Below are 25,306 nucleotides of genomic sequence, written 5' to 3' on the forward strand. Positions count from 1 at the left end.
GATTTATTAAAGTTTTAGATTTCGTAATCTTAATGCGTTTACAATTACTGAAACTGAACTTAAACTCATTGCCAGCGCTGCTAACATCGGCGAAAGCAAAATCCCAAATACCGGATATAAAATTCCCGCTGCAATAGGAACGCCTAATACATTATAAATAAAGGCGAAAAATAAATTTTGTTTGATATTTTTCATCACCGAATAACTTAGTTTTTTTGCTTTTACAATTCCGTTTAAGTCACCTTTTACCAGCGTAATTTTAGCACTTTCGATGGCAACATCAGTTCCGGTTCCCATTGCGATTCCAATATTGGCTTGAGCCAAAGCCGGAGCATCATTGATTCCGTCGCCCGCCATGGCAACAATTTTACCTTCGGCTTGCAAACGTTGAATTTCTTTTAGTTTATCTTCCGGAAGACAATCGGCTTTAAATGAACTTAAGTGCAATTGATTTGCAACCGCTTTGGCAGTATTGCCATTATCTCCCGTCATCATAATCACTTCGACACCTTGATCGATTAAATCTTTGATTGCTTTTACACTATTTTCTTTAATAGCATCTGTAATAGTTACATAACCCAAAACAACTTTATCAACAGCGATATAAGAAACCGTTTTACCCAGATTTTGTTCGGTAACAATTTTGTTATCAATATCTTCAGAAATCGAAGCGCCAACCTGAAGCATTAGTTTTTTATTTCCTAAAGCAACTTTTGAATTATTCACAGTTCCTATAACTCCTTTTCCGGCAACGGCTTCAAAATCCGGAACCTCTAGAATGGTCTGGTTTTTAGCTCTAGCAAAATTTACTACGGCTTGCGCCAAAGGATGCTCGCTATGTTGATTTAATGAAGCAATATTTTGAAGTAGAACATCTTCGTTATTATTAACAGCATAGATTTTTTCTACAGAAGGTTTTCCTTCCGTAATAGTTCCGGTTTTATCTGTGATCAAAATATCAATTTTGCTCATGTTTTCCAGAGCTTCAGCATTCTTTATCAGAATCCCGAATTGCGCTCCTTTACCAACTCCAACCATTACAGACATTGGAGTTGCTAATCCTAAAGCACAAGGACAAGCAATAATCAAAACGGCAATCGCATTAATTAATCCATAAATGTAAGCTGGTTCAGGACCAAATTTTGCCCAAACAAAAAAGGTTATAATCGAAATAATAACAACCGTTGGAACAAAATATTTAGCCACACGATCCGCTAATTTCTGGATTGGCGCTCTCGAACGACTTGCGTCATTTACCATTTGTATAATTTGAGAAAGCAAAGTTTCTGAACCTACTTTTTCGGCAATCATAACAAATGATTTAGTTCCGTTTATCGTTCCTGCAATTACAGCATCGCCCACTTTTTTATCCACCGGAATTGGTTCTCCGGTAATCATAGCTTCATCAATATTGCTTTCGCCGATGGTAATTTTTCCGTCAACCGGAATTTTCTCTCCCGGTTTTACTCTAAGCAAATCTCCTTTTTTAATATTATGAATAGATATTACTTTATCAGTTCCGTTTTCGACCAAAGTTGCTTCGGTTGGAGCTAATTTCAATAAAGCTTTTATCGCTCCGTTTGTTTGTCCGTGCGCTTTGGCTTCTAATAATTGTCCTAATAAAACTAAAGTTATAATAACTGTTGCAGCTTCAAAATAAAGATGGATCGTTCCATGATGTGATTTAAATTCAGATGGAAAAATATCTGGGAAGAACATTCCGGCAATACTAAACAAGAAAGCAACTCCGGTTCCAATCCCAATAAGAGTAAACATATTCAGATTCCAGGTAATAATCGATTTGTAGGCGCGAACAAAAAACATCCAACCTGCATAAAAAAGCACCGGAATTGAAAAGAAGAATTGAACCCAATTCCAACTTTCGATAGATATTATTTTATAAAGAGGATTATCAGGAATCATTTCTGACATTGATATAATAAAGATAGGAAGCGTGAACAAAATCGCAATCTTCATTTTCTTTAATAAGTCCGTATAAGTTTTGTTTTCTTCAGATTCAGAAGCTTGCATTGGCACCAAATCCATTCCACAAATTGGACAATCGCCTGGTTCATTCGAAACAACTTCCGGATGCATCGGACAAGTAAATTGAGTTGCGTTTATCGCAACTTCGGGAACTAAATCCATTCCGCAAACGGGACAATCTCCGGCTTTGTTATAGGTTTTATCGCCTTCGCAATGCATCGGGCAATAAAAAACTCCTGTTGTATTATGATTGTGAATTACAGGTGTTTCTTTTTTGTGATGATGTCCTTCGTGGTTTTCTTTTTTGTTACTGGAACAACATGATTTAACGGGAGCTTCTGTGGTATTTTTAGATGAAGTCATCTCAATAGTATATTTTCCGGCTTCGGTTAAAGCTTCCTGAAATTTTTCAGTTGCAACATGTTTATCCATTGTAATAGTTGCCAATGGAGGATTTAAAGTTACTTCGGCTTGAATTCCTTCAATCGTATTCAAAGTTTTCTCGACTTTTTTACGACATCCATCGCACGACATTCCTGAAATTATATATTGATGCGTCATTGTTTTATCTTTTTAAGTATTACAATGCAAATTTCTGAAGTAACGTTTACTTTGGTTTGTATAATTTTGAGAATGATTTGTAATATTTATGAAAAGAGATTTTACCGCAAAGCGCGCAAAGATTTTTTGATCTCGTTTTATAGTAATCGCGCAAAGACGCAAAAGCGCAAAGTTTTTTTCTAAGTTAATAATTGAACGTCCAGTTTGTCATTTCGAGGAACGAGAAATCACACAAGTAATTCCGTTCCTAAAAGCGTCAATCTTTGTCGATTTACGAGTGTGATTTCTCGTTCCTCGAAATGACATAAAATGAAAAAAACTTTGCGCTTTTGCGACTTTGCGAGAAATTAATTTTTACAAATTCTCAATCTGAATCCTTTTTTTATCCTTCAATTGCTTGAAATAAGTAGGAGTGAACCCCGTAATTTTCTTGAACTGATTGCTCAAATGCGCGAGATTACTATAATTTAGCATATCGGCAATTTCGCTTAACGAATGTTCATTATATATAAGGAGTTCTTTTACTTTCTCGATTTTCTGACTGATAAAATATTTTTCGATAGTAGTATTTTCAATTTCTGAGAAAAGATTACTCAAAGTGCTGTAATCCTGATTTAGGTTTTCGACTAAATAATCAGACAAATTGATTTTGAGTTCGTTGTTTTTATGATGAACTAAGTCAACGATGAGGTTTTTTATTTTCTCGATCGTTTTACTTTTTTTGTCATCAATAAAATCAAAGCCTAAAGCCTGAAGATTTTTTAGCAGAATATTTTTCTGAGAATCGGTGATGTCATTTTGAAGTTCGGCTTCGCCTAATTCAACAGAAATAGTATGAAGTCCAAGTTTTTCAAACTCAGACTTCACAACCATTTTACAGCGACCACACACCATGTTTTTGATGTAGAGCGTCATATTTATTTGATGGTTTCTACCACGTTTCCGCAAGTCAGCATCGAAGAACCGTAATACGGATTCTTAACTGCTTTTTCTTTGCTTAACCAGTCAGCATCTGCCATTGGGCAATATTGTTTGTAGACAACTTCAGTAGATTTTGAAACTTTAACTAAGTCATAAGTACTTTTAGTTAAAGATTTAAAAGTTTCACGTTGTTTTTTAATGTCTGAGCTTGTAGAAATACTTTTTGCGTCAGCAGTTAATTTTTTAACCACTTTCATCCAAACAGTATGTTCGTTGCTTTTTAGTTTATCCATTTTTACTGCGGTAATTGCCGTCAATAAATCTGTGGCTTTCGCCGAAGTTAATTTAGCATCACTTTTAATCAAAGCATCTTTTACAGTAAAATAAGCATCATAAACAGCTTGTAACTGACTTGAATCTACGTCTTCAATTGTGGTTGTTTCTGCTTTGATTGTAGTTGCCTGAATTGTATTTGCAGAAAATAAAACGATTATTACTGCTGCTATAGTTAATATTGTATTTTTCATTTTTATAAGATTTTAATAGAGAATGTGAATTTATCCTCTAAGTTAAATAATTTTAATTTTTCTTTTGCGGGCTTAGCGTAAATCTTTGCGAACTTCGCGGTTAAACTAAACCCAATTATGGCTGTCAGAAATACAATTGTTATATTTTTGGCGGAAGCCAAATAGAAGTAAAACCATCAGAAATACTGGCGGTTTTGTGATGTAAAGTTGTTTTTTCAGTAGAGAAATTGAAAAGATTATTATCAAATTCAAATTCATTTGTTGTAATCAAAATAAAAGCTGAACCAGAAGTTGTACAACCGGAATGATCACATTTTCCGCTGCAGCCATGTTGATCTTTTTTAGAACCATGATTATCTTTGCAACAATCTTTTTCGCAAGAACCGTCTGTTTCTTTTTTGGAAATTGTCTTTTTCTCGCAAGAAGTTTTTTCAGAAGCATTTCCACAAGCATAACCAGAATTGGACATCAAAAGGAAGCCAAGAGTTATGAAAAGAAATAATATGTGGAGCTTTTTTGCCAATGAAATTATTTTAGAAGTACAAATTTAGATATTTTTTTTAAGCGTTGCTATTTATTTAAGATTTCCAATTTTAAGTTTTCTTAAAATCTGTTGGCTTCATATTTTTTCGCTTTTTAAAATAGTTTGATAAATGACTTTCATCGGTGAAACCAAATTCATAGGCAATTTGTTTAATTGGTAATTGATTATTGTGAATTCGCTTTTCGATCAAAGTTGTTCTTAAATTATGAATATAATCGCGATAACTAATCGAGAAAGTTCTTTTGAAATAAGCGCTAAAATAAGTTTCTGCAATATTAAAATGATTCGCAATTACTTTAATCTGAACTAATTTTGGATTGTAAATGTTCTGATGAATATAAGAAGTGATTTGTTCGTTGTCGATAGAATTGCCTTTAACAACAAGATTTTGACCGCGCATGGTTTCTTTGATTAATCCAAAAATCGAAAGAATCTGATAAAACACAATTGGTGAAGTCGAAACATCAGTTTTACAATTATAGGCGGCGATATTTTCGATCGTATTCTTTAATATTGTTTTGCAGGGATCGTCGAGTTTAAGAACTGTTTCTTTTAGTGTTTTATCACGCATGAAACTTTCCGGAGTATGAATTAAGAATTCGTCGCAAGTAAGATTCTGTTTCGAATTAAAATAATTGTCCGTAAACTTAATATAAAAGAAGCGAGTACTTTTTTTAATATCAAAATAATGCTCGTCTTCGGGCGAAATCACAAACAGATCTCCCGTTTTATATGGTAATAAGTTGTTATTCAGATGGTGAACTCCACTTCCTTTTTTGATATAAATAATTTCATAATAAGTATGCGTGTGCGGCGGAAGATGAAATTTCTCATCTTCGAACTCATCAATAACAAGAGTTTTGAATTGATTTAAAATAGGCATAACTTAAATTTACAAGTTTATATCGCAAATGTACAACTTTTTTTGTGTTTAACATCGTTAACTTTGCGTCATAGAAATTCTATTCCTTTCTTGTAAAAACAAATGAAAAAAAGTCTTATTGCACTCTCATTAGGAGGATTAACAATTGGTATTACCGAATTTGTTATGATGGGCTTGTTACCGGATATTGCCTCAGATATGAAAGTTTCGATTCCGGTTGCCGGATATTTAATTTCTGCTTATGCCCTTGGTGTTGTTATTGGGGCACCTTTATTAGTAATCTTAGGAAGAAATTTAGCTCCAAAGAAAATGCTTTTAATATTAGCTTTAATGTTAACTGTTTTTAATGCGCTTTCTATTATTGCGCCATCGTATAATTTTTTATTCGCATCCAGATTTCTTTCCGGATTACCGCACGGAGCCTTCTTTGGGGTTGGAGCTGTAGTCGCAAGCCGTTTGGCAGACAAAGGCAAAGAAGCTCAGGCAATCGCCATTATGTTTTCAGGTTTAACGCTGGCTAATTTAATTGGTGTTCCAATTGGAACTTATATTGGACATAATTTTATATGGCGTTATACTTTTGTGTTAATTGCGGTTGTTGGATTGCTTACCTTTTTGTTTATTTCTTTATGGATGCCAAATCTGGAGAAAAGCGGAAATGTGAATATGAAAACACAATTGCAATTTTTTAAGAAAACTGAAGCCTGGTTAATCATCGGAATTACTGCAGTTGGCTTTGGAGGATTGTTTGCCTGGATTAGCTATATCGCACCTTTATTAATAAATGTCTCTAAATTTTCTGCAGAAGATGTTTCATATATATTGATCCTTGCAGGATTAGGAATGGTCGTTGGAAACTTCCTAGGAGGGAAACTTGCAGACAAATATTCGCCTGCACCAACAGTATTGGCATTATTATTTGTGATGTCTGTTGATTTAATTTTAGTTTATTTATTCTCTTCTAATCAATATATTTCTTTATTCCTGACTTTTTTAACGGGAGCTATTTCTTTTTCAGTTATTGCCCCAATTCAAATGTTAATGATCAGAACTGCTAAAGATGCGGAGATGATTGCCTCGGCAGCGCTTCAGGGAAGTTTTAATATCGGGAATGCCTTAGGTGCATTTTTAGGAGGTTTGCCTCTCGTAGCAGGATTTAGCTATGCTTCGCCAAATCTTATAGGTGTTGTAATGGCGATGATTGGTATGATTATTACTTTTATTTTAATGCAAAAACATAAAAGCAATTTACAATTGCAGCGTGCATAAACCATAGAAATAGTTTAAAAATACAGTTGACCCTTAAACAAGTTTGTTTAAGGGTTTTTTTATGTCTAAAATTTATCTTCTTCTCTATTTAAGGTTTATGACTACATCATGTTTTTTTATTAGTAGGAATATTATTGTGTTTCCATATTAAATTGAGCTTCTCAAGCGGTACATTATCAAAATAAGAAAATTAAAAAGCATTTAAACTTCTTTTTTAACATTGTATAAATGTAGAAAAAACACTTAATAATATTGTAATTAGTTTTAGTGTAATCGATTGTTTTTTTTAGAAAAACGCAATGAATCTTTCAATTATAAAAATATATTTCATATTTATATTGAAGTTAAATTACATATGTCATATAAAAAAGCACTTTTATTTTTGATATTTTATTTTTTTTAGGAAATTTTTATGAATTTAAATTTTTTATATCAAAAAAATATTTATGTTTGTGTAATCGATTACAACTTTTTATTTGTGCAAGAAAAAGAACCTTTCTGAGGTACTATTTAAAATTCTTAATACCACGCCAATTTTTTTAAAGAAGTAAATCTTTAAAAATAAATAAAAAGTATAAAGAGTAAATTAAATAACCACAAAAAACCACTTAAAACAAAAACTAATTAATAACTTAAACAATCAACCATGAATTTTAAAGATTTATTTAACAAAGGAGCAAATGGTTACTTTGCAGTTGTTTTCTTATTGTTTTTACTGACGAGTACTCAAGTGAGTGCTCAGACAGTAACGCTTGAAGGAACAGTTAAAGATGCTGCAGGACTAACTCTACCGGGCGTTAATATATTAGAAAAAGGAACAAAAAATGGTACCTCGACTGATTTTGACGGGCGCTATAAATTAAAACTTTCAAATCCAAAAGCTGTTGTAACGTATTCTTTTATAGGATTTAAAACGAAAGAAGTAGCAGCTGCAGGAAAAACCAAAATTGATGTTGCCTTATCTGAAGATTCAAATGCATTAAATGAAGTTGTTGTTGTAGGATATGGAACGGTAAAAAAATCTGATTTAACCGGAGCTGTTTCCTCAATTTCAGGAAATGATTTGAAGAAAGTTCCTGTTTCTAACATTGCAGAAGCACTTACAGGAAGAATAGCCGGAGTTCAGGTTACTTCGACTGAAGGATCTCCGGATGCGGATATTAAGATCAGAGTGCGTGGCGGTGGTTCATTAACTCAAGATGCTTCGCCTTTGATTATAGTAGATGGGTTTCCTGTAAATAGTATGAGTGATATCGCTGCGTCGAATGTTGAGTCGATGACAGTATTAAAAGATGCTTCTTCTACTGCTATATATGGATCAAGAGGAGCAAATGGAGTTATCATTATTACAACTAAAACTGGTAAAGACGGAAAAATGGCTATTAGCTATAATATGTTTTATGGTATGAAAACAATGGCTAATGATATCGACGTTCTTCCTGTTGATGATTTTATAAAATGGCAATATGAATATGCTTTGCTTAGCCAAACCGATAAAACTATTTTAAGTAATCCAAGTTCATACACTAAATATTTTGGGAACTGGCAAGATCGCGATTTATATAACGGAGTAAAAGGTACTGACTGGCAAAAACAAATCTATGGACGCCGTGGCGAAGTAAGCAGCCGTGATTTAGGAATTCGTGGAGGAAATGATAAGCTTAGTTATAATTTTAATTATGCACATTATGATGAGAAAGCAATTATGGTTGGCTCAGATTATAAAAGAAATAACTTATCATTAGCATTAAAAAATAAGGCAAGTGATAAAATTGATCTTGGTTTTACAGTGCGTTATTCTGATACAAAAATAAATGGAAGTGGTGCTAATGAGCAAAACGAAGTTTCATCACTTGATAGTCGTTTGCGTCATAGTGTGGGTTACTCTCCGGTTCCAATGCCAGGATTGACTACTGATAATGATGACCAAACTGTTAACAGCTATTTAGTGAATCCTTTTTTAGCTATATCTGACAATGATCGTCAACAATCCAGAAAAAATTACAACTTATTAGGAAGCTTTGGATGGAAGCTTGCTCAAAATTTAAAATTCCAAAGTGATTTAGGTTTAGATAATTCTAATTATTCTGATTATCGTTTCTATGGTTCATCTACTTACTTTTCAAGTACTGCCAAGATTGGAGCAGGAATGCCGGGTATGGTTATGAGTGATCGTAAAGATGTACGTTTTAGAAATGCGAATACATTGAATTATGATTTTAAAAATATTTTAGGAGCAAACCATCATTTAACGGCACTTTTAGGAGAAGAGATGATTACTACAACTTCTAATACTACAACAACTACAATCTTAAAATATCCGGAGTTTTTTAATCTGGATCAGGCAAAAAAACTGACAACTCAGGGGACTCCGTTTTCAGTGGATAATTTTTATAGCCCGGATGATAAATTATTGTCATTTTTTGGACGTTTAAATTATGATTATAAAGATCGTTATTTATTAACTGCTTCTTTTCGTGCAGATGGTTCAAGCAGGTTCTTAGGAGACAATCGTTGGGGATATTTTCCGGCAGCAGCAGCAGCATGGAAAATTTCTGAAGAGAGTTTTTTAAAAAATACTTCGTGGTTAAATCTTCTTAAATTAAGATTAAGCTACGGTGAAGCCGGTAATAATAATATTCCGGTAGGTCAGACAGTTCAGAGTTATCTTTCTAACACAAATGCCTACATAAATGGTTTTGATAGCTATTGGTCTCCATCCAGCGTATTGGCAAACCCGGAATTAAAATGGGAAACTACCGTTACACAAAACGTTGGTCTTGATTTTGGGTTTTTTAAAAACCGCTTAAACGGAACTTTTGATGCTTATAAAAATGTTACTCACGATTTATTAATAGAATTTCCGGTAGGAGGTACAGGATACAAAACTCAATATAGAAATATGGGTGAAACACAAAATACCGGTTTTGAAGCAACTGTGAATTTTGTAGCAATTGAAAAGAAAAATTTCGGTTTAAATTTTTCTGTAAATATTGGTATTAACAAAAATAAAATTAACTCTCTGGGAGTAATGGATAATTTTGGAGTAAATACAAACTGGGCATCGACAGATATTGGTAACGATTATGCTGTAAATGCAGGATCACCAATGGGCTTAATGTATGGTTATAAAAGTGATGGACGATACGAAGTTTCCGATTTTGATTTTGTTGGAGGAAAATATATTTTGAAATCAGGCGTAGTTGATGCTACCAGCGTTATTGGTAGTGCTGTACAGCCCGGTATGATGAAATTAAAAAATGCAGATGGTTCTGCTGATAATAAAGTTACGGCATCAGATCAGACAATTATTGGTAATGCAAATCCTAAAAGTACAGGAGGGTTAGTTATTAATGCTAATGCTTATGGTTTTGATCTTACTGCTGCTTTCAACTGGACAATAGGAAATGATATTTATAATGCTAATAAAGCCGAGTTTTCAACGTCTAACAGAAATGGACAATACAAAAATTTGAGCACAGAAATGGCAGATGGTAAAAGATGGACAAATTTAGATCCTGCTACAGGACAATTGGTAACTGATCCTGCTCAATTAGAATCTCTAAATGCAAACACAACAATGTGGTCGCCTTACATGCAGAAATTTATGTTTACAGACTGGGCAGTAGAAGACGGTTCTTTCTTTAGACTGAATACTTTAACTTTAGGATACAGCACACCAGAATCGTTTACTTCCAAGTTGGGAGTGAGTAAGTTAAGATTCTATTTGACTGCTACTAATGTTTTTATAATTACAAATTATTCTGGTCCGGATCCTGAGGTGTCAACAAAAAGAAAAACACCATTAACGCCTGGAGTTGATTATTCAGCGTATCCACGCAGCAGACAATTGGTTTTTGGTTTAAACCTTAATTTCTAATTTAAAACTTATCAAAATGAAATATAAAATAATAATAGCAGGGTTGATTATCTCAGGTTTATTGACTTCTTGTCAGGATTTTGGTGAAGAATTCTTTGATACTCCTGCACAATCAACATTAGGTGACGAGATTATCTTTTCTAATGCTGAATTAGCACAAGGTGCTGTTGATGGAATAAAAGTGTCATTTGGAGAAGAGCAATCTTACAGAGGAAGACTTTTGGCTTATCAGGGATTAAATACAGATACAGAATGGCTTTTAGCATCTTCGAGCGATAATGCAAAATCTGATTTGGTAGTTTATGACTCAAAGGCAGATAATACAGAGATGAATTCGCCAAAAAATGCATGGGCAATGATGTATGAAGGAATTGAGCGTGCGAATTTGTGTGTTAGAGGTTTACGTACTTATGGCAACGTGACATCTAATAAGCAATTGGGGCAGCTGTTAGGAGAGGCATTGACATTACGCGCCGTTTATTATGCTGATTTATTAAGAAACTGGGGAGATGTTCCGGCTCGTTTTGAGCCTGTTGTTGCTGCAACGATCTATATTCCTAAAACGAATCGTGACGAAATCTATAAACAATTGATTGCAGATTTAGGTGAAGCTTCAAATTTAGTAGCATGGCCTAATGAAACTTCTGCAACAACAAGTACAGAAAGAGTAAATAAGGCTTTTGTAAAAGCTTTAAGAGCTCGTTTAGCCATGATGGCAAGCGGATATCAACAATATCCTGATGGAGTGAGAAGAAGTACAGATCCTCAACTTTCAGTTGCTAATATGTATAAGCTGGCATTAGATGAATGCCGTTCTGTTATTGCGAGTGGTTCTGCACATTTAGAGCCAACTTTTGAAGGATTATGGAAAAAATACAATCAGGAAAGTGTATTGGCCGGCGGAGAATCGCTTTGGGAAATTCCTTTTGCTGCTTCAAGAGGAAGAATGCTGTTTACTCTTGCTGTTAGACACGATGCTGTTGATCAGTTTCAGGCAATGGGAACTAATAAAGGCGGTGTAAACGGACCATTACCATTCGTTTTTTATGATTACGATCAGGTTGATACCCGTAGAGATGTTACTTGTGTTCCTTATAAATGGGGAGCGGCAGTAAGTGGTAAAGCAAAACAAGAACTTACAGATTTACAAACTTGGTATTTTGGTAAATACCGTTTTGAATGGATGAATCGTTTGGTTACTGCTCCAAATGATGACGGTGTGAATAAAATTTATATGCGTTATGCCGAAGTGTTATTAATCGCTGCTGAAGCTGCCAATGAATTAGAAGGACCCGGAGCAGCTGCAATTTATTTAAAAGAAATTCGTCGCAGGGCTTTCGCTTCAGGTAACCAGGCTGTAAAAGTAGATGCTTATGTAGATGCCCTGACCAGCAAACAAGCTATGATGAATGCTATTGTTGAAGAAAATAAATATGAATTTACGGGAGAAATGGAGCGTAAGTATTCTCTAATACGCTGGAATTTATTAAAAACTAAATTAGACGAAGCTAAGGTTAAAATGGCCCATCTAAAAGCACGTACCGATGAATATCAGAATGTACCATCAACATTATATTATAAATATAAAGCAGATGGAATTTCATTGGATATTTACGGCTTAAACAAAGGTGAAATTGTTTCTCCGGGTGCAGACTACACATCAAAAAGCTGGGATAAACTGGAAGATAATAAGATAACCACACTTTATAAAGCCGGAGTAAATCCTGACAAAAGACAATTTTGGCCAATTTGGCAAACATTTATTGATGCAAGTAATGGTCAATTGGTAAATGACTGGGTTTTTGGGAACTAATAACAATAACAAATAAATTATAGTTTTATAATTATGAGAGCAAAATATATATATAAAGGATTGCTGACTATGTTTTTATTAGCAGTACTTAGTGCTGGTTGTGAAAGTTATAATGAAGCCGTATTAGCAGATATTGGAAACACAAGAGAATTTTCTCCAATAGGACTTACAGCAAAAATTAGAACTCAAACCAAAGTCGAATTAAACTGGACAGCAAAAGAAGATGCTGATCATTATGTTGTAGAGTTTAGCGCAGATGATATAGAATTTAAAACAATCTATAAAACAATTAAGGTTACGGCAAAGGAATTACCGGTAACTGTAGAATTAGAAGGAGAAACAACATATTCTATAAGAGTAAAATCTGTTAGTGCTGCAGGACTGGAAGATTCTAAATGGTCTGTAACGACAGCTACAACTTTATCTGAACAAATTTTTCTGCCTGTTCAACCAATAGATATTGAAGCCAAACAAGTTACTTTAAGATGGACTCCTAATAGTAATGTAACACAAATTACAGTAGCTCCGGGCGGTGTTACACATGCAATAACTCCAGCAGAAAAAACAGCAGGAGTTGCAGTAATAACCGGATTAACAGCAGAAACGGCTTACACAGCTACTTTGCTTAATAGTGCGAAAAAGAGAGGTGTTGTTACTTTTACAACCGGAATAGATATTGGAACCGGTATTTTAGTTAAAAACACAGATGATTTGATGCAAAAAATTGCTGATGCAGCATCTGGTGCTGTACTGGTTTTAGAGCCTGGAGATTATACCGCTGCTAATCAAATAGGTGCAATAACTTTGAATAAAGCAATTACATTAAGAGGTTTACGCAGTTATAACACTCCAAAACTTCATGTGAACTTCGTACTGACAAATGGATCTGCAAACATTAGTTTGATAGACCTGGACTTAAAAGGAGATAAAGGAGCGGCCGGAGCAGCGGTTTCAGTTGTTAAATACAATGATAACAGTATTACTTACGGTTCACTATTAATAAGTGGTTGTAACATACACGACTATGGTATATCCTTAATCAGTGCAAGTTTAGCTGCTGCTAAAATTCCGTCTGTAATAGTAGAAAATAGTGTTGTTACAAATGTATTAACGACTGGTGGAGAATTTATAGATGTAAGAGGTTCTCAAGTAGCACAGCTTACTCTTAAAAATAGTACTTTCAATAATTGTGCAACAGCAAGATATTTTATTCGTATGGATGCTGGTCTTACTGGTTTAACGACTAATATACTAGTTGATGCTTGTACTATTTCGAACCCAAATATGTTAAATACCGCTGCAAATGCAATTTTATACACACGTTTTGTTACCAATACAATAAGCGTTCGTAACACATTATTCGCTAATACACCTGCACCATATACAAGAGAAGCCGTTACTGCAAATCCAACATTTTTGAATAATAACTACTTCAGTTCGCCAAATTTAAATGGTAATCCTAATGCGCTTGCCAATAATAGGCCTGATACGACCGGAACTGCATTAGATCCTCAATTTGTGGGTGCAGCAACGGGTGATTTTACAATCAAAAATCAAACCTTAATCGATAACAAAGTGGGAGATCCACGATGGAGACAATAGTTCATTTTTAAGTTTTTAGTTGAAAAAGGGATGCAGTTTTTGCATCCCTTTTTTTGCTTTATAAAATTGATTATTTCAGCTTAAAGAGAGACTGAAAACTGAGACTGAAAACTTTTAAAGTCTATTCAATATCCAAATCAAATTTTTCTAACAGACCGGCAAGTGCAGCATGCGATACTTTGGTTCTCTTAATTTTATTTTCGGATGGATCAAAAGCATAATTTCTGGAAGAGCGAAAATCTGTTTTCTCCAGAATACAATCCTGAAAAGTAGCATTAGCAAGGTCACAATTTTTAAAAACAGAATGAGACAAATCAGTATTAGAGAAATCGACATCTTTTAAGGAACAATCAATAAAGTTTGTTTTCTTTAGTTTTTTATAAATAAAAGTCGAATAATCCAGAAGGCAATCCTGAAAAGACATCGAAAATAAAAAACTATTGCTGGCACTGAAATCAAGTCCCATTAATTTACAGCCGATAAATTTGATGTTTTTTAATCCGGTATTTTTAAGAATAGAAAGAGAGAGGTTACAATTTTTAAAAGTGCAATCTAAAAAATCAATATAACTAAAATCGCTTTTAGAGAAGTTACAATTGATAAATTCACAGTTTACAAATTCGTTGTCAGATAATTTTTGATCCGAGTAATCAATAGTGTCAAAGGTTTTGTTCTGGTGTAATGCAGTATCCATAAAGAGTAAGTTGAGGTTTGAAGAAATGTTTAAAAAGGCAGTTTATTCTAATTCGATACAATCAAAAACTTCATTTTTTAATGCCGTTTCGCTTATTTCGTCTTCGCTGTCAATTCTTAAAATATTATCACAATCTTCAAGATCAAAATTCCATAAAGCATTTGGTAATAATTCCTGAAGGAGTGTATTTGCGAACTCTAATTTCGAATTTGTATCAACGGAAGTTTTAAAAACATAAATCATAAATTTGCTTTTTTTTACGTTGCAAATTTCAATAAATGCTTTTCGATTTGATAGGATTGTATAGGCAATAATTAGGACTTATCAATCAATTTTCGATATTGAACCGGAGTAATTCCTTCGTATTTTTTAAAAAACCGACTAAAGTAAGAATGATCCTCATGACCAACCTGCATGGCAATTTGGCTTACAGAAAGAGAGGTTTGAAACAGTAAATATTTAGCTTCTAATAAAATGGTTTCATCAATCCATGTGGCTGCAGTTTTATTGGTTACAGCTTTTATGGATTTATTTAAATGATTAGGGGTTACATTTAATAAAGAGGCATAATGATTAACCTGATGATGTGACTTGATATTTTGATGAATCAATTCTTTAAACTTACTCGTCAGGATTTCTGCAGCAGAAAGACTTTTAGGGGTTTTTGCCGTATTTTTATTTATTTCATGAAACAAAGCAATTAAGTATGCTTGTACAATATTTAAGTTAGCAAGGTCAGTTTCTGTATATTCTTTTTGTAAACGATTTAAAATTAATATAATAGATTCTACATCATTTGCCGCGAGACTAATTTTAGGATTTCCGGATATCTTTAAAAAATCAAAATCATTAAGCATTTCGCGATTACCATATTTTCCAATTAAAATATCAGGATGAAACTGGCAAATATAACCCGTATGTGCACTATTAATATCTTTTATTGAAAAAACCTGACCTGCCGGAACCATGATAATTTCATTAGCAACAGTTTGATATTCTTCATATCCTACTTTCATAACATGACTGCCAGAGGCAATAAAAATCAAAGTATGACAGCTGTGCTTAGAAGGCGGAACAGGATATTGCAATCGCATCATTTCCTGCATTTTCAAACAAAAAAAATGATCAGAATTGGACTTAAAAAGCAACTGCATCGGATTATCTTCCCCCAGAAATTTATCCCTGAATCCTTTTGCTTCGTACGTTTTTACTTTTTCGATTGTTTTACTTTTCATGAATTAATAATACAATCTAAAATCGAGCAATTTGCACAAGGCGTAATGTTTTTGATATAATTCTTCAACCACTTCTGTAATGTCGTCATTATCCTGATAAAGGCTAAAAAAAGCTTTATCGATTGTACTGCAGCTTGCAATTTTATTATAAGTAGATCCATATCCTGAAATGGCACGTGCTCCGGTTATATCCAGAAAATACTGTGCTTCTTCATTATTTAAATCCAGCACTTTGAGATTGGCAAAATGAATAATTTTTCCTTTCATTTTTCCTTCAAAAAGTTCTGCTATTTCTTCAAGACTGTAATAATAATCGTGAAGACAAATAGTATTGGCTTCACCAGGCATAACGAGATAAATGATCTCATAATCCTTAAAATTATGATCTTCATAAAGCAACACATTCAAACTTTCTTCCAGGCCTTCGATTGTATCACAGGTTTTATAAATACTGGCAATACCTTGATCAATAGCGATTTCTTCTAAGTTTTTAACCACTAGAGTTGTTCTGTCGTCGTCTACGTCCGGAACACCTTCGAGGCAGAAGATGAATTTTTCGTAATCCATACCATTATGTTTTGTGGTTGCTGATAAGTCTTTATTTTTCCTTTCTCACAAAAGTATTTTTTATTGTCGAAAAACTGCTATTCAAAAAGTTTTTTAACGCATTTTTGACATTGAAAAAACTAAAAATAAAAAATCCACCTTTAGTAAAACTAAAAATGGATTTTTAAAATAAAGTATGATCTGTTTAATTTTGATTCGTTGGGAATATAAGTAACTTGAATAAGCAATAACTTCCTTTGTAGATATTAGTCTACACTGTCTAAAACCCAGAATTTTTGCCACCATTTTGGTGCTGCTTCTTGTAGTGTTTCGCCATAATCAATCATTGTCGATTCTCTTTTATGTCCGCATGCGGCACAGAAAGAAGCTTTAGAAGTTCGATAAGGTTTAGAGCAATTCTCACAAGCAGAACCATATAAGTCGATTCGGTGATGCATGATTGCATTTGGATTCGTTACTTCAAAACCGGTTAATTCCTTATAATAATCAAGAAGCTCTTTAAAGCGTATCTTTCTTGTCATATTACACTTTCCTGTTTCAAAACCCCTTCGATAAAGTTTAGATGCTATTTTATATTCCTCTTCATCAAGCATAGGAACTTCCATTTTACAACGCCAACACCAAAGATTTTTCATGGTTTTTGCTTTTCAGGTTTAATTAGGTATAATAGTTAGTTTTTGTGAAATACGATTAAATCTCTTGCTAATTTAAAATCATTTTATGAGAATAATTTACGGTTTTTCACATTTACCTACAAAAATCGCTTTTTTAACATTTATAACACTACGTAGAAATACCTGATTTTGAAAACAATGTATATTTAATAACCTGAAAAGCGATATAAGCTACCTTGAAAAAAATCAGTTCATAAATAATAGAATAAAACTTTATTAATGAGATACCGCTTTAAGCCCAATAATAGATCCTATAAGAGTTGTGATAAAAAAGATACGCCAAAAATTAGCCGGATCTTTAAAAATTAAAATTCCAATAAGCACCGTTCCTACAGCGCCAATACCTGTCCAGACCGCATAAGCTGTACCAATTGGTAAAGCTTGTGTTGCCTTCATTAAAAGTCCCATACTAACAACTAGTGAAATTAAAAAACCGGTATACCACATATACATTTCGTTTCCGGTTGTTTCTTTGGCTTTGCCTAAACATAAAGTAAAACCAACTTCAAATAAGCCGGCAATAATTAAAATAATCCAATTCATATCTTTTTTTTGCAAAGGTTAGAAAAGGAATTGTCAGGGAATTTTACATTTGTTAAAAAATGAAAGTTATTTTATTTCAGCCCTAATTCTGCTCAGACTTACTTGCGAAATACCTAAATAGGAGGCGATATGTCCCAGTTGAACACGCCGAATTAAATGCGGATAATGCGTAAGAAGTTCTTTATAGCGTTCTGTAGCAGTACGAAATTGTCTTGAAATTAAGCGCTCTTCGGTTTTTACCAATTCTTTTTCGGCAAACTTTCGTCCCCAATTGGCAATGTGTATATCTTCTTCAAAGAGTTTTTGTAGCTTTTCAGCTTTTAGTTCATATAAATCACAATCTTCGAGAAGTTCAATATCTTCATAACCTTTCTGATGCGCAACATAACTTTTCATCGATAAAACCGTGTCTCCTTCTTTTCCAAACCAAAAAGTAACTTCATTATCATCGCGATTGGCATACGCCCTTGCAATTCCTTTTCGAATAAAATAAATTGTAGTTTCAATTTTATCAGCCCGTAATAAAATATGGCCTTTAGAGAAATGTACTTCTTTTGCACAATTTTGAAGTTTTAGTTTTGAAAGTTCCGGAAGAGGATATATCAGGTCAAGAATTTGCTCTATTTCCATGTTATGTTTTTATTTTAAAATGTTTTAAATCAAGTCGCAGATTTACTTCGTTTGTTCGAATTTCAGTCTCGATTCAAGAAAGTGTTTTTGCGACTTACACAAAGAGTTGCTAACTTAAAAAGAATCTACTTAAAAAACTTTGCGTCTCTGCGTCTTTGCGTGCAAATTCTCGATGTTGAGAGAAAGCTTTATGGTTTAATCTCGCAAAGACGCAGAGACGCAAAGTTTTTTACTAACAATTTAAGTTATAATAATAGAACTTAAAAAAGAATTATATAGATTATAAAAAAATCTGCCAGCTCTGCCTGAAAAATATCTAACACCTAGATTTATAAAATAGCCTCAAGAGACTGGCGCAAAATTGTTATTGCATTTTCCATTTCTTTTGGGTCCAGATGTCCAAAACCTAAGCGTGTTGCCGTAAGATTTTTAGTTTGGTATAAAATAGTTTTTGGTAAAAATAATCCATTTGATGCACATTGTTTTTGCAGTTTTATCAAATTGAAGTTATCCAGCCATTCTACCCAAATTGCCAAACCGCGTACCGGAACATTAAATTTAATTTTTCCTTTTAAATTTTCTTTTAGCAGCGTAACAAAATAATCCCTGCGCTCTTTGTAGATTTTTTTATTTTTTTTCGAAAGCCGATGCACTTCGCCTTCCTTAATCCAATCTGTTAAAACTTGTTCTTTGATGACATCGATTCCGGGTTCAAGAATGTTTTGATGTTTTTCGAGTTCTTTTATGAAATCTGCTGTTGCGGCGATAAAACCATAACCAAAACCCGCCGGCAAGGACCTTCCAAACGATCCAATATATACGACTCTTTCGTTCGAGTCTAAAGCTGCAAGAGGCAATACCGGATTATTGTCGTAGTGAAAATCAAAATCATAATCATCTTCTATAATAACGAAACCATACCGATTAGCCAGTTCCAGAACTTCCATTCGTCTTTTTGCACTTAGAGAAGTTGTTGTGGGATAATGATAATTTGAGGTAAGATATAAGATTCTGATGGTATGCTGTTCGCAAATTTGTTTTAAATGTTCTGTATCTATTCCGTTTTTATCAACAGGAATTGTAATTATTTGTGCTCCGCTATCAGATAATGTCATATTAGAAATATAATATCCCGGAGAAGCCACAACAACTTTATCGCCTGGTGAAATCAATAATTTTGTAACCAGGTACAAACTAATTTCATGACTGCTTGTAGTGAGTAAATTTGATGTTGAAATACGAATTCCTCTTGTTACATTTAGAAAATTAGAAAACTGGGTTTTAAAATTTAAATGCGATTGAGCCTGAATTTGTTCCCAGGTTTTGGTGCTTTTCTGGTTTTTTAGTTTCGAAACATACAAACGTGCCAGAACATCTGTCTGAACGAGTCGCAAATCAGGCAAACCATCATTAAATTGATGTGGTAAAATACTGACTTCTTTTGGATCTTCAAGAATTGCAGAATGCTTAAAAGTAAAACCCGTATTTGCTTTTGAGAGAAATATAGTATCATCAGACGAAAATTCGGCTTTGTTTTTTTGTTGTTTTTCAGATAGGATAAAAGTTCCCCTATTGGGTAAAATCTCGATCCAGCCTTGTAATTCCAGATCCTGAAATGCTTTGATAAGCGTATTGCGATTAACCTCTAATAATTTGCATAATATGCGGGTACCAGGAAGTTTTGTGCCTTCCGGAAGTAACCCTATTTGTATCGCTTTGATAAACTCAAAAACGATTTGCAGGTAAATAGCCGTTGTATCTTCAGGTTTTAGCTGAATAAAACTTTTAAAAGGAATTTGAACCGGACTATCCATTTTTACAAAACTGGTATACATTAGTAGTACGGCAAGATACTACTTTTGCAAAAAAATAAAACAATGACAAAACTTTATTTTGCGATACTGACTTTATTAAGTCTTGGTTTACAAGCTCAGGTGCAAAAAGACACGATTAATATTGATGAAGTAATTATTCATGAAAATAGGTTTAGTACACCTATAGCTAAGAAAAACAGAAATGTATATGTAATTGACAAAGCGGCAATTGCAAAATTACCCGGACGTTCTATTCAGGAAATTTTGCAATATGCAAATGGTGTAGATCTAAGGCAAAGAGGCCCTTTTGGGAGTCAGGCTGATGTAAGTATAGATGGAGGAAGTTTCGAACAAACAGTTGTACTCTTGAACGGAACCAAAATAATTGACTCGCAAACGGCACATAATATGCTTAATTTGCCTATTCCGGTTGAGGTAATCGAGAGAATCGAAATAATTCGCGGACCGGCAGCGCTTACTTACGGGATTAATAGCTTAACTGGAGCGATTAATATTATTACCAAAAAACCGGATCAATCCGGAATTTTGATCAATTCGTATGCAGGTTCAAACTTCGAAAAAGACACGCAAAACACCGGAGATACATTTTATGGTACCGGAATTCAGGCGGGAGGAGTTTTAAGCAAAGAAAAACAACAACATTCGCTTTTTGCTTCACACGATAAAAGCAACGGATATAGATATAATACCGCTTTCGAAAATAATAAAATATTTTATCAGGGTAATTATCAGCTTAATAGTGCCAATGAAATTTTAAGTTCATTTGGTTATATCAAGAATGGTTTTGGTGCTAACGGATTTTATGCCGCTCCAGGAGATAAAAACTCAAGCGAAGTAGTACAAACGACTTTTGCAGCTGTACAATCGAAACACCAACTTTCTGAAAAATGGACATTAATGCCACGATTGAGCTACAGATATAATTATGATGATTACCGTTATTACGGAATTTCGAATCTAAAAGCGGGGAGAAGCCAGCATTATACCAATTCTCTTGCAGCAGAAGTGAATACGACGTACAAAATGGAAAACGGAGAATTAGGTTTTGGTGCCGAAGTACGAAGCGAGGATATTACTTCGTCTAACATTGGAGACCATGATCGTGAAAATTTTGGGGTTTATCTGCAATACAGAACTACGTTTATAGAAAAGCTTGATGTAAATTTTGGAACTTACCTTAATTATAACTCAGATTATAAATGGCAGGCTTATCCGGGACTTGATGCCAGTTATGCCATAACAGATGCTTTTAAGATTATAGGTAACATAGGCACAAGTCAGCGTATTCCTTCGTTTACTGATTTGTATCTTAACCAGCGTCCGGGAAATATTGGGAATCCTAATCTTGATACCGAAAACGCTTTTCAGAGCGAATTAGGTTTTAAATACATCAAAAGAGATTTTAGTTTCAATGCTAATTATTTTTTCAGAAAAATCAGCAATTTTATCGATTGGACACGAAATGTAACCACTGAACCCTGGCAAAGTAACAATTACGGAAACCTGAATACAAACGGTTTTAATCTGCGTACCAATTATAGAGTGAGTTTCTCAAACGATTCTAAGTTAAATGTTAATCTGGCGTATTCGTATCTGGATTTTAAATTTCAGGATGTAATGCCGGTTGTTTATGCAAAGTATTTAGTTTCGTCTTTAGAACATCAAATTACGAATACAATAGATTTTCAGCATAAAAATTTCACGGCTTTATTTGCTACTCGATTCAGTCAAAGAGTTACCGGACCATCTTACTGGGTAAATGATTTCAGAGTAAGTCAGTCTATTAAAAAAATAACCGTATATGTTGATGCTCAAAACATTTTTAACACCACTTATTATGAAGTAGGAGCAGTGCCTCTGCCTTCAAGATGGTTTAGTCTGGGAGTGAAATTTGTCACTTTTTAAGCTTCTCTAATTCTTTATAAAAAAATAAAAATCCCTTTGATCTGTTTATGATTAAAGGGATTTTTGCATTAAAAACAGATTTTTGATATTGAGAATCATTTAAGATTAATTTTCTAAGTTTGTAAAACCTCATCGTTTATAAAATTTACGTGTTGCGTCTAACTCAAAAAAATAAATTTTGAAAATCCCCATTTACAACCAGAGATCAGAAGCAGTTGGAGGTATTTTTATTGCCGAATTATCTGTTTTAGGAAAAGATCCTGAAAACCTGGATAAATTGGGGACACATCGCGATGATTTTTACATTTTTTTTGTACTGACAAAAGGAAAAGTAATTATGAAATGCGATATGATCGACGTAAAAATAAATGCTCAGAGTATTGTAATTATAAAGCCATTCCAGATTCATTCGCCACAGTTTGCATCGCCGGATGCTGCCGGATATTATATTAGTGTGGCTCCATTTTTAGTTCCTAATAATTGTGCTGCTTTTTTTGAGAACCTTAAAATTTCTGATCAGGTAAGCAAAATTAATAAACTTCAAAAAAAAGATCTCTTAGAGACCGTTTTATTACTGCATCGCTCTTTTGAAAACGATCTTTCGAATAAAACAGCAATTGTTAATGGTCTTTTTAATGCTTTGGTTTACCGTTTTATAAACATATATTCAGAATCAGATAATTCGATATCAGAGCTTAAAAATCAATCGGCTTTGATATATGCTAATTTCAGGAAATTAATTCTGGATACTACTTTTTTAGAAAGTCCTTCGTTTTTTGCTAAAAAAATAAATATCACAACCTCACATTTAAATTATTGTGTCAATATTGCTACAGGAAAATCAGTTACTTATTGGCTTCAAAATGCAATGATTATAGAGGCACAACGATTTTTGTATTATACAGAAGATGATGTAAAGCAAATTGCATTTATGTTAGGATTTGAAGATCATACTTATTTTTCAAGATTATTCAAAAAAATAACTGGCGAAACCCCATTATCGTTTCGATTAAAATTCCGCGAATAGTCCAATCATCCCTATTTCTTCTGCAACCTTTTCTGAGTGTTTTAATATCAATTTTGTATTGAAAATTAAAATACAACATTATGAATTCAATGCCTAAAATTATTGGAGATTTTATGGAACTTGCCTTTAGCAGTAAAATTTGCAAAGTAAAAGTTACTGATATTAAAATGCTGGGCGAAACTGTAAAAATGATACAGTTCAAAGGTCATTTTCCGCATATAAATTTTAAGATTGGTCAAGCCATAATTATCAGGATCGACGATACGAATTATCGCAATTACACACCCAGTAAATGGAATAGTGAAGACGGAACATTTGAAGTTATTTTTCATATTCATAAAAATGGCCCGGGAAGTCAGTTTGTAGAAAATCTAAAAATAAAGGATCAAATAACTGTTGGAATGCCAAGAGGTTTTGAGGTTTTTAAAAAAGAAGAAAAATATCAGTTTTTTTATGGTGATGAAACCTGTATTAGTGTTTTTAAAAGCCTGAAAGATGAAATTGATTCGAATGAAAATAATTATCTGGGCATTTTAGAATTAGATCCGGTTGCCATGCAGGTTCCGGATAAATTAGGATTCTCTATTGATGTAGTACCCAAGTCAGCTAATAAAGCCGAATTTGCAATAGATATCCTGAATAAATTAGATAGTAAAATTTGGGATTTATGGCAACACGGATATTTTTATCTTATGGGAAATGCAAAATCAATTCAGGCTTTTAGAAAAGCCTTAAAGGAAAAAGGAGTTCCCAACAAAAAAATCTATACACAGGCATATTGGGCTGAAGGAAAAATAGGATTGTAAAGCACAGAATCAAAGAGTTAAAATCGCATTGTTTAAATTTGATACAATTTAGAACAATCAATTTCAGAATTTTTGCTTCTTAAAAGAGTAGTTTTGGGGTTAAACAAATTTAGTTTTTTAACCACTAAAAAAGCTCAAAATGGTACATGAAAGAGTGATGGAGAAGCTGGCTATTTTGGCTGATGCTGCAAAATATGATGTCTCGTGTTCGTCAAGCGGAAGCAAGAGAGAAAATAAAGATAAAGGACTTGGAGATGCAAAAGGATACGGCATTTGTCATGCTTATACAGAGGACGGACGTTGTGTGTCATTACTAAAAATTTTATTAACCAATCATTGCATTTTTGACTGCGCATATTGCGTAAGCCGGAAAAGTAATGATGTAAAGCGCGCCGCTTTTACAGTGCAGGAAGTCGTAGATTTAACCATTGGCTTTTACAGAAGAAATTATATCGAAGGCTTATTTCTGAGTTCAGGTATTTTTGATAATCCGGATTATACGATGGAGCGTTTGGTTAGGATTGCAAAGAAACTGCGATTAGAAGAAAATTTTAATGGTTATATCCATCTAAAAGCGATTCCGGGTGCAAGTGACGAATTGCTTCAGCAAGCCGGAATGTACGCGGATCGTTTAAGCGTAAATGTCGAAATGCCAACAGAGCAAAGTCTTAAATTGCTGGCGCCCGATAAAAATCATATTGATGTGATTAAACCAATGGAATATCTAAAAAATGAAATCGTTGGTCATAAGGAAGAAAAAAAGTTAAATTACAAAGTTCCTGTTTTTGCTCCTGCCGGTCAAAGTACGCAAATGGTTATTGGCGCAACAAAAGAAAGCGATCTTGAAATTCTGGGCATGGCTGATTATTTTTATCAAAAGATGAATATGAAACGGGTTTACTATTCCGGATATGTGCCTATTAGTTATGACAGCAGACTTCCGGTTATTGGCACTCCGGTTCCTATAATACGTGAAAACCGTTTGTATCAGGCAGATTGGTTAGTTCGGTTTTACGGATTTAATGTAAATGAAATTGTTGGTTTCAACCAGCCCAATCTTGATCTTGACATCGACCCAAAATTAGGTTGGGCGTTGCGTAACCTTAATCAATTTCCGGTTGATATTAATACCGCAGATTTAGAGCTTATAAAACGCATTCCCGGAATAGGATATTTAAGTGCTAAAAAGATTGTTGCAGCCAGACAATTTAAAAAACTCTTTCCTGACGATTTAAAAAAATTAGGAATTGCTTACACACGCGCCAAATATTTTCTGGCATTTCCAACCCCGTTTCAAATGCAGCGGGATTTAACTTCGATTCAAATCAAAGACCAAATTTTAAATCTCCAAAACAGTAAGTATAAAAATGATTTCTCTAATCAGCTTGCTTTATTTTAATTGAG

General features: G+C 33.7%; 21 protein-coding genes. 8 read left to right on the forward strand and 13 right to left on the reverse strand.

Going from position 1 to position 25,306, the window contains the following annotated elements; all coding sequences use genetic code 11:
* Nucleotides 1-6: 6 nt before the first annotated feature.
* From BXU01_RS16555 to BXU01_RS16575, 5 genes are all read right to left on the reverse strand, one after another.
* Nucleotides 7-2,547 (reverse strand): heavy metal translocating P-type ATPase, encoded by a 2,541-nt coding sequence (locus BXU01_RS16555; protein ID WP_083694205.1) that lies wholly within the window; start codon nt 2,545-2,547, stop codon nt 7-9.
* Between the two features lie 354 nt (nt 2,548-2,901).
* A complete protein-coding gene (locus BXU01_RS16560) occupies nt 2,902-3,462 on the reverse strand; it encodes an AraC family transcriptional regulator (RefSeq protein ID WP_083694206.1) in 561 nt (186 codons plus the stop codon).
* 2 nt (nt 3,463-3,464) lie between these two features.
* On the reverse strand, nt 3,465-3,995 hold the full coding sequence (locus BXU01_RS16565; protein WP_083694207.1) for a DUF3347 domain-containing protein: 531 nt from the start codon (nt 3,993-3,995) through the stop codon (nt 3,465-3,467).
* A gap of 139 nt (nt 3,996-4,134) precedes the next feature.
* On the reverse strand, nt 4,135-4,518 hold the full coding sequence (locus BXU01_RS16570; RefSeq protein ID WP_255373786.1) for a hypothetical protein: 384 nt from the start codon (nt 4,516-4,518) through the stop codon (nt 4,135-4,137).
* A 70-nt stretch (nt 4,519-4,588) separates the two neighbouring features.
* Nucleotides 4,589-5,422 (reverse strand): AraC family transcriptional regulator, encoded by an 834-nt coding sequence (locus tag BXU01_RS16575; protein WP_083694208.1) that lies wholly within the window; start codon nt 5,420-5,422, stop codon nt 4,589-4,591.
* A 102-nt stretch (nt 5,423-5,524) separates the two neighbouring features.
* Here BXU01_RS16575 and BXU01_RS16580 point away from each other — a divergent pair, with 102 nt between their 5' ends.
* The 4 genes from BXU01_RS16580 to BXU01_RS16595 all read left to right on the forward strand — a co-directional run bounded on the left by BXU01_RS16580 (nt 5,525) and on the right by BXU01_RS16595 (nt 13,986).
* The gene (locus BXU01_RS16580) at nt 5,525-6,691 is read left to right on the forward strand and encodes an MFS transporter (RefSeq protein ID WP_083694209.1); all 1,167 of its coding nucleotides are present in this window, start codon (nt 5,525-5,527) and stop codon (nt 6,689-6,691) included.
* Between the two features lie 646 nt (nt 6,692-7,337).
* The gene (locus BXU01_RS16585; protein WP_083694210.1) at nt 7,338-10,571 is read left to right on the forward strand and encodes a TonB-dependent receptor; all 3,234 of its coding nucleotides are present in this window, start codon (nt 7,338-7,340) and stop codon (nt 10,569-10,571) included.
* A 16-nt stretch (nt 10,572-10,587) separates the two neighbouring features.
* Complete coding sequence (locus BXU01_RS16590; RefSeq protein ID WP_083694211.1) at nt 10,588-12,384, forward strand: RagB/SusD family nutrient uptake outer membrane protein; 1,797 nt, start codon at nt 10,588-10,590, stop codon at nt 12,382-12,384.
* Between the two features lie 33 nt (nt 12,385-12,417).
* Nucleotides 12,418-13,986, forward strand: a complete 1,569-nt coding sequence (locus BXU01_RS16595) for a DUF4957 domain-containing protein (protein ID WP_083694212.1) — start codon at nt 12,418-12,420, stop codon at nt 13,984-13,986.
* Between the two features lie 121 nt (nt 13,987-14,107).
* On the opposite strand, the gene BXU01_RS16600 is transcribed toward BXU01_RS16595, so the two are convergent.
* From BXU01_RS16600 to BXU01_RS16635, 8 genes are all read right to left on the reverse strand, one after another.
* On the reverse strand, nt 14,108-14,680 hold the full coding sequence (locus BXU01_RS16600) for a pentapeptide repeat-containing protein (RefSeq protein WP_083694213.1): 573 nt from the start codon (nt 14,678-14,680) through the stop codon (nt 14,108-14,110).
* Nucleotides 14,681-14,722: 42 nt separating this feature from the next.
* Nucleotides 14,723-14,923 carry a hypothetical protein gene (locus BXU01_RS16605; protein ID WP_083694214.1) on the reverse strand — a complete coding sequence of 67 codons (201 nt, stop codon included), beginning with the start codon at nt 14,921-14,923 and terminating at the stop codon, nt 14,723-14,725.
* 71 nt (nt 14,924-14,994) lie between these two features.
* A complete protein-coding gene (locus BXU01_RS16610) occupies nt 14,995-15,915 on the reverse strand; it encodes a helix-turn-helix domain-containing protein (RefSeq protein ID WP_083694215.1) in 921 nt (306 codons plus the stop codon).
* Between the two features lie 3 nt (nt 15,916-15,918).
* Nucleotides 15,919-16,482: a DUF6642 family protein gene (locus BXU01_RS16615; protein ID WP_083694216.1), complete on the reverse strand. Its 564-nt coding sequence runs from the start codon at nt 16,480-16,482 to the stop codon at nt 15,919-15,921.
* A gap of 245 nt (nt 16,483-16,727) precedes the next feature.
* The gene (locus tag BXU01_RS23770; RefSeq protein WP_206196625.1) at nt 16,728-17,003 is read right to left on the reverse strand and encodes a hypothetical protein; all 276 of its coding nucleotides are present in this window, start codon (nt 17,001-17,003) and stop codon (nt 16,728-16,730) included.
* Between the two features lie 369 nt (nt 17,004-17,372).
* Nucleotides 17,373-17,699 carry a multidrug efflux SMR transporter gene (locus BXU01_RS16625; RefSeq protein ID WP_083694217.1) on the reverse strand — a complete coding sequence of 109 codons (327 nt, stop codon included), beginning with the start codon at nt 17,697-17,699 and terminating at the stop codon, nt 17,373-17,375.
* Nucleotides 17,700-17,765: 66 nt separating this feature from the next.
* Nucleotides 17,766-18,329: a Crp/Fnr family transcriptional regulator gene (locus BXU01_RS16630; protein WP_083694218.1), complete on the reverse strand. Its 564-nt coding sequence runs from the start codon at nt 18,327-18,329 to the stop codon at nt 17,766-17,768.
* Nucleotides 18,330-18,658: 329 nt separating this feature from the next.
* Complete coding sequence (locus tag BXU01_RS16635) at nt 18,659-20,164, reverse strand: PLP-dependent aminotransferase family protein (protein ID WP_255373787.1); 1,506 nt, start codon at nt 20,162-20,164, stop codon at nt 18,659-18,661.
* A gap of 42 nt (nt 20,165-20,206) precedes the next feature.
* Here BXU01_RS16635 and BXU01_RS16640 point away from each other — a divergent pair, with 42 nt between their 5' ends.
* The 4 genes from BXU01_RS16640 to BXU01_RS16655 all read left to right on the forward strand — a co-directional run bounded on the left by BXU01_RS16640 (nt 20,207) and on the right by BXU01_RS16655 (nt 25,301).
* Nucleotides 20,207-22,069, forward strand: a complete 1,863-nt coding sequence (locus BXU01_RS16640; RefSeq protein ID WP_083694219.1) for a TonB-dependent siderophore receptor — start codon at nt 20,207-20,209, stop codon at nt 22,067-22,069.
* Nucleotides 22,070-22,247: 178 nt separating this feature from the next.
* Entirely contained in the window at nt 22,248-23,096 is an 849-nt protein-coding gene (locus tag BXU01_RS16645) for an AraC family transcriptional regulator (RefSeq protein WP_083694220.1), read from the forward strand.
* 80 nt (nt 23,097-23,176) lie between these two features.
* Complete coding sequence (locus tag BXU01_RS16650; RefSeq protein WP_083694221.1) at nt 23,177-23,902, forward strand: siderophore-interacting protein; 726 nt, start codon at nt 23,177-23,179, stop codon at nt 23,900-23,902.
* Between the two features lie 139 nt (nt 23,903-24,041).
* Nucleotides 24,042-25,301, forward strand: coding sequence for a putative DNA modification/repair radical SAM protein (locus tag BXU01_RS16655; protein ID WP_083694222.1), 1,260 nt, complete (start codon nt 24,042-24,044; stop codon nt 25,299-25,301).
* Nucleotides 25,302-25,306: the final 5 nt, after the last annotated feature.

Source organism: [Flexibacter] sp. ATCC 35103 (genome assembly GCF_001975985.1).
GTDB lineage: Bacteria > Bacteroidota > Bacteroidia > Flavobacteriales > Flavobacteriaceae > Flavobacterium.

Coding starts and splice junctions, on each gene's coding strand:
- BXU01_RS16555 (WP_083694205.1), bottom strand. CDS start 2,547: ATGACGCATCAATATATAATTTCAGGAATGTCGTGCGATGGATGTCGT.
- BXU01_RS16560 (WP_083694206.1), bottom strand. CDS start 3,462: ATGACGCTCTACATCAAAAACATGGTGTGTGGTCGCTGTAAAATGGTT.
- BXU01_RS16565 (WP_083694207.1), bottom strand. CDS start 3,995: ATGAAAAATACAATATTAACTATAGCAGCAGTAATAATCGTTTTATTT.
- BXU01_RS16575 (WP_083694208.1), bottom strand. CDS start 5,422: ATGCCTATTTTAAATCAATTCAAAACTCTTGTTATTGATGAGTTCGAA.
- BXU01_RS16580 (WP_083694209.1), top strand. CDS start 5,525: ATGAAAAAAAGTCTTATTGCACTCTCATTAGGAGGATTAACAATTGGT.
- BXU01_RS16585 (WP_083694210.1), top strand. CDS start 7,338: ATGAATTTTAAAGATTTATTTAACAAAGGAGCAAATGGTTACTTTGCA.
- BXU01_RS16590 (WP_083694211.1), top strand. CDS start 10,588: ATGAAATATAAAATAATAATAGCAGGGTTGATTATCTCAGGTTTATTG.
- BXU01_RS16595 (WP_083694212.1), top strand. CDS start 12,418: ATGAGAGCAAAATATATATATAAAGGATTGCTGACTATGTTTTTATTA.
- BXU01_RS16600 (WP_083694213.1), bottom strand. CDS start 14,680: ATGGATACTGCATTACACCAGAACAAAACCTTTGACACTATTGATTAC.
- BXU01_RS16605 (WP_083694214.1), bottom strand. CDS start 14,923: ATGATTTATGTTTTTAAAACTTCCGTTGATACAAATTCGAAATTAGAG.
- BXU01_RS16610 (WP_083694215.1), bottom strand. CDS start 15,915: ATGAAAAGTAAAACAATCGAAAAAGTAAAAACGTACGAAGCAAAAGGA.
- BXU01_RS16615 (WP_083694216.1), bottom strand. CDS start 16,482: ATGGATTACGAAAAATTCATCTTCTGCCTCGAAGGTGTTCCGGACGTA.
- BXU01_RS23770 (WP_206196625.1), bottom strand. CDS start 17,003: ATGACAAGAAAGATACGCTTTAAAGAGCTTCTTGATTATTATAAGGAA.
- BXU01_RS16625 (WP_083694217.1), bottom strand. CDS start 17,699: ATGAATTGGATTATTTTAATTATTGCCGGCTTATTTGAAGTTGGTTTT.
- BXU01_RS16630 (WP_083694218.1), bottom strand. CDS start 18,329: ATGGAAATAGAGCAAATTCTTGACCTGATATATCCTCTTCCGGAACTT.
- BXU01_RS16635 (WP_255373787.1), bottom strand. CDS start 20,164: ATGTATACCAGTTTTGTAAAAATGGATAGTCCGGTTCAAATTCCTTTT.
- BXU01_RS16640 (WP_083694219.1), top strand. CDS start 20,207: ATGACAAAACTTTATTTTGCGATACTGACTTTATTAAGTCTTGGTTTA.
- BXU01_RS16650 (WP_083694221.1), top strand. CDS start 23,177: ATGAATTCAATGCCTAAAATTATTGGAGATTTTATGGAACTTGCCTTT.
- BXU01_RS16655 (WP_083694222.1), top strand. CDS start 24,042: ATGGTACATGAAAGAGTGATGGAGAAGCTGGCTATTTTGGCTGATGCT.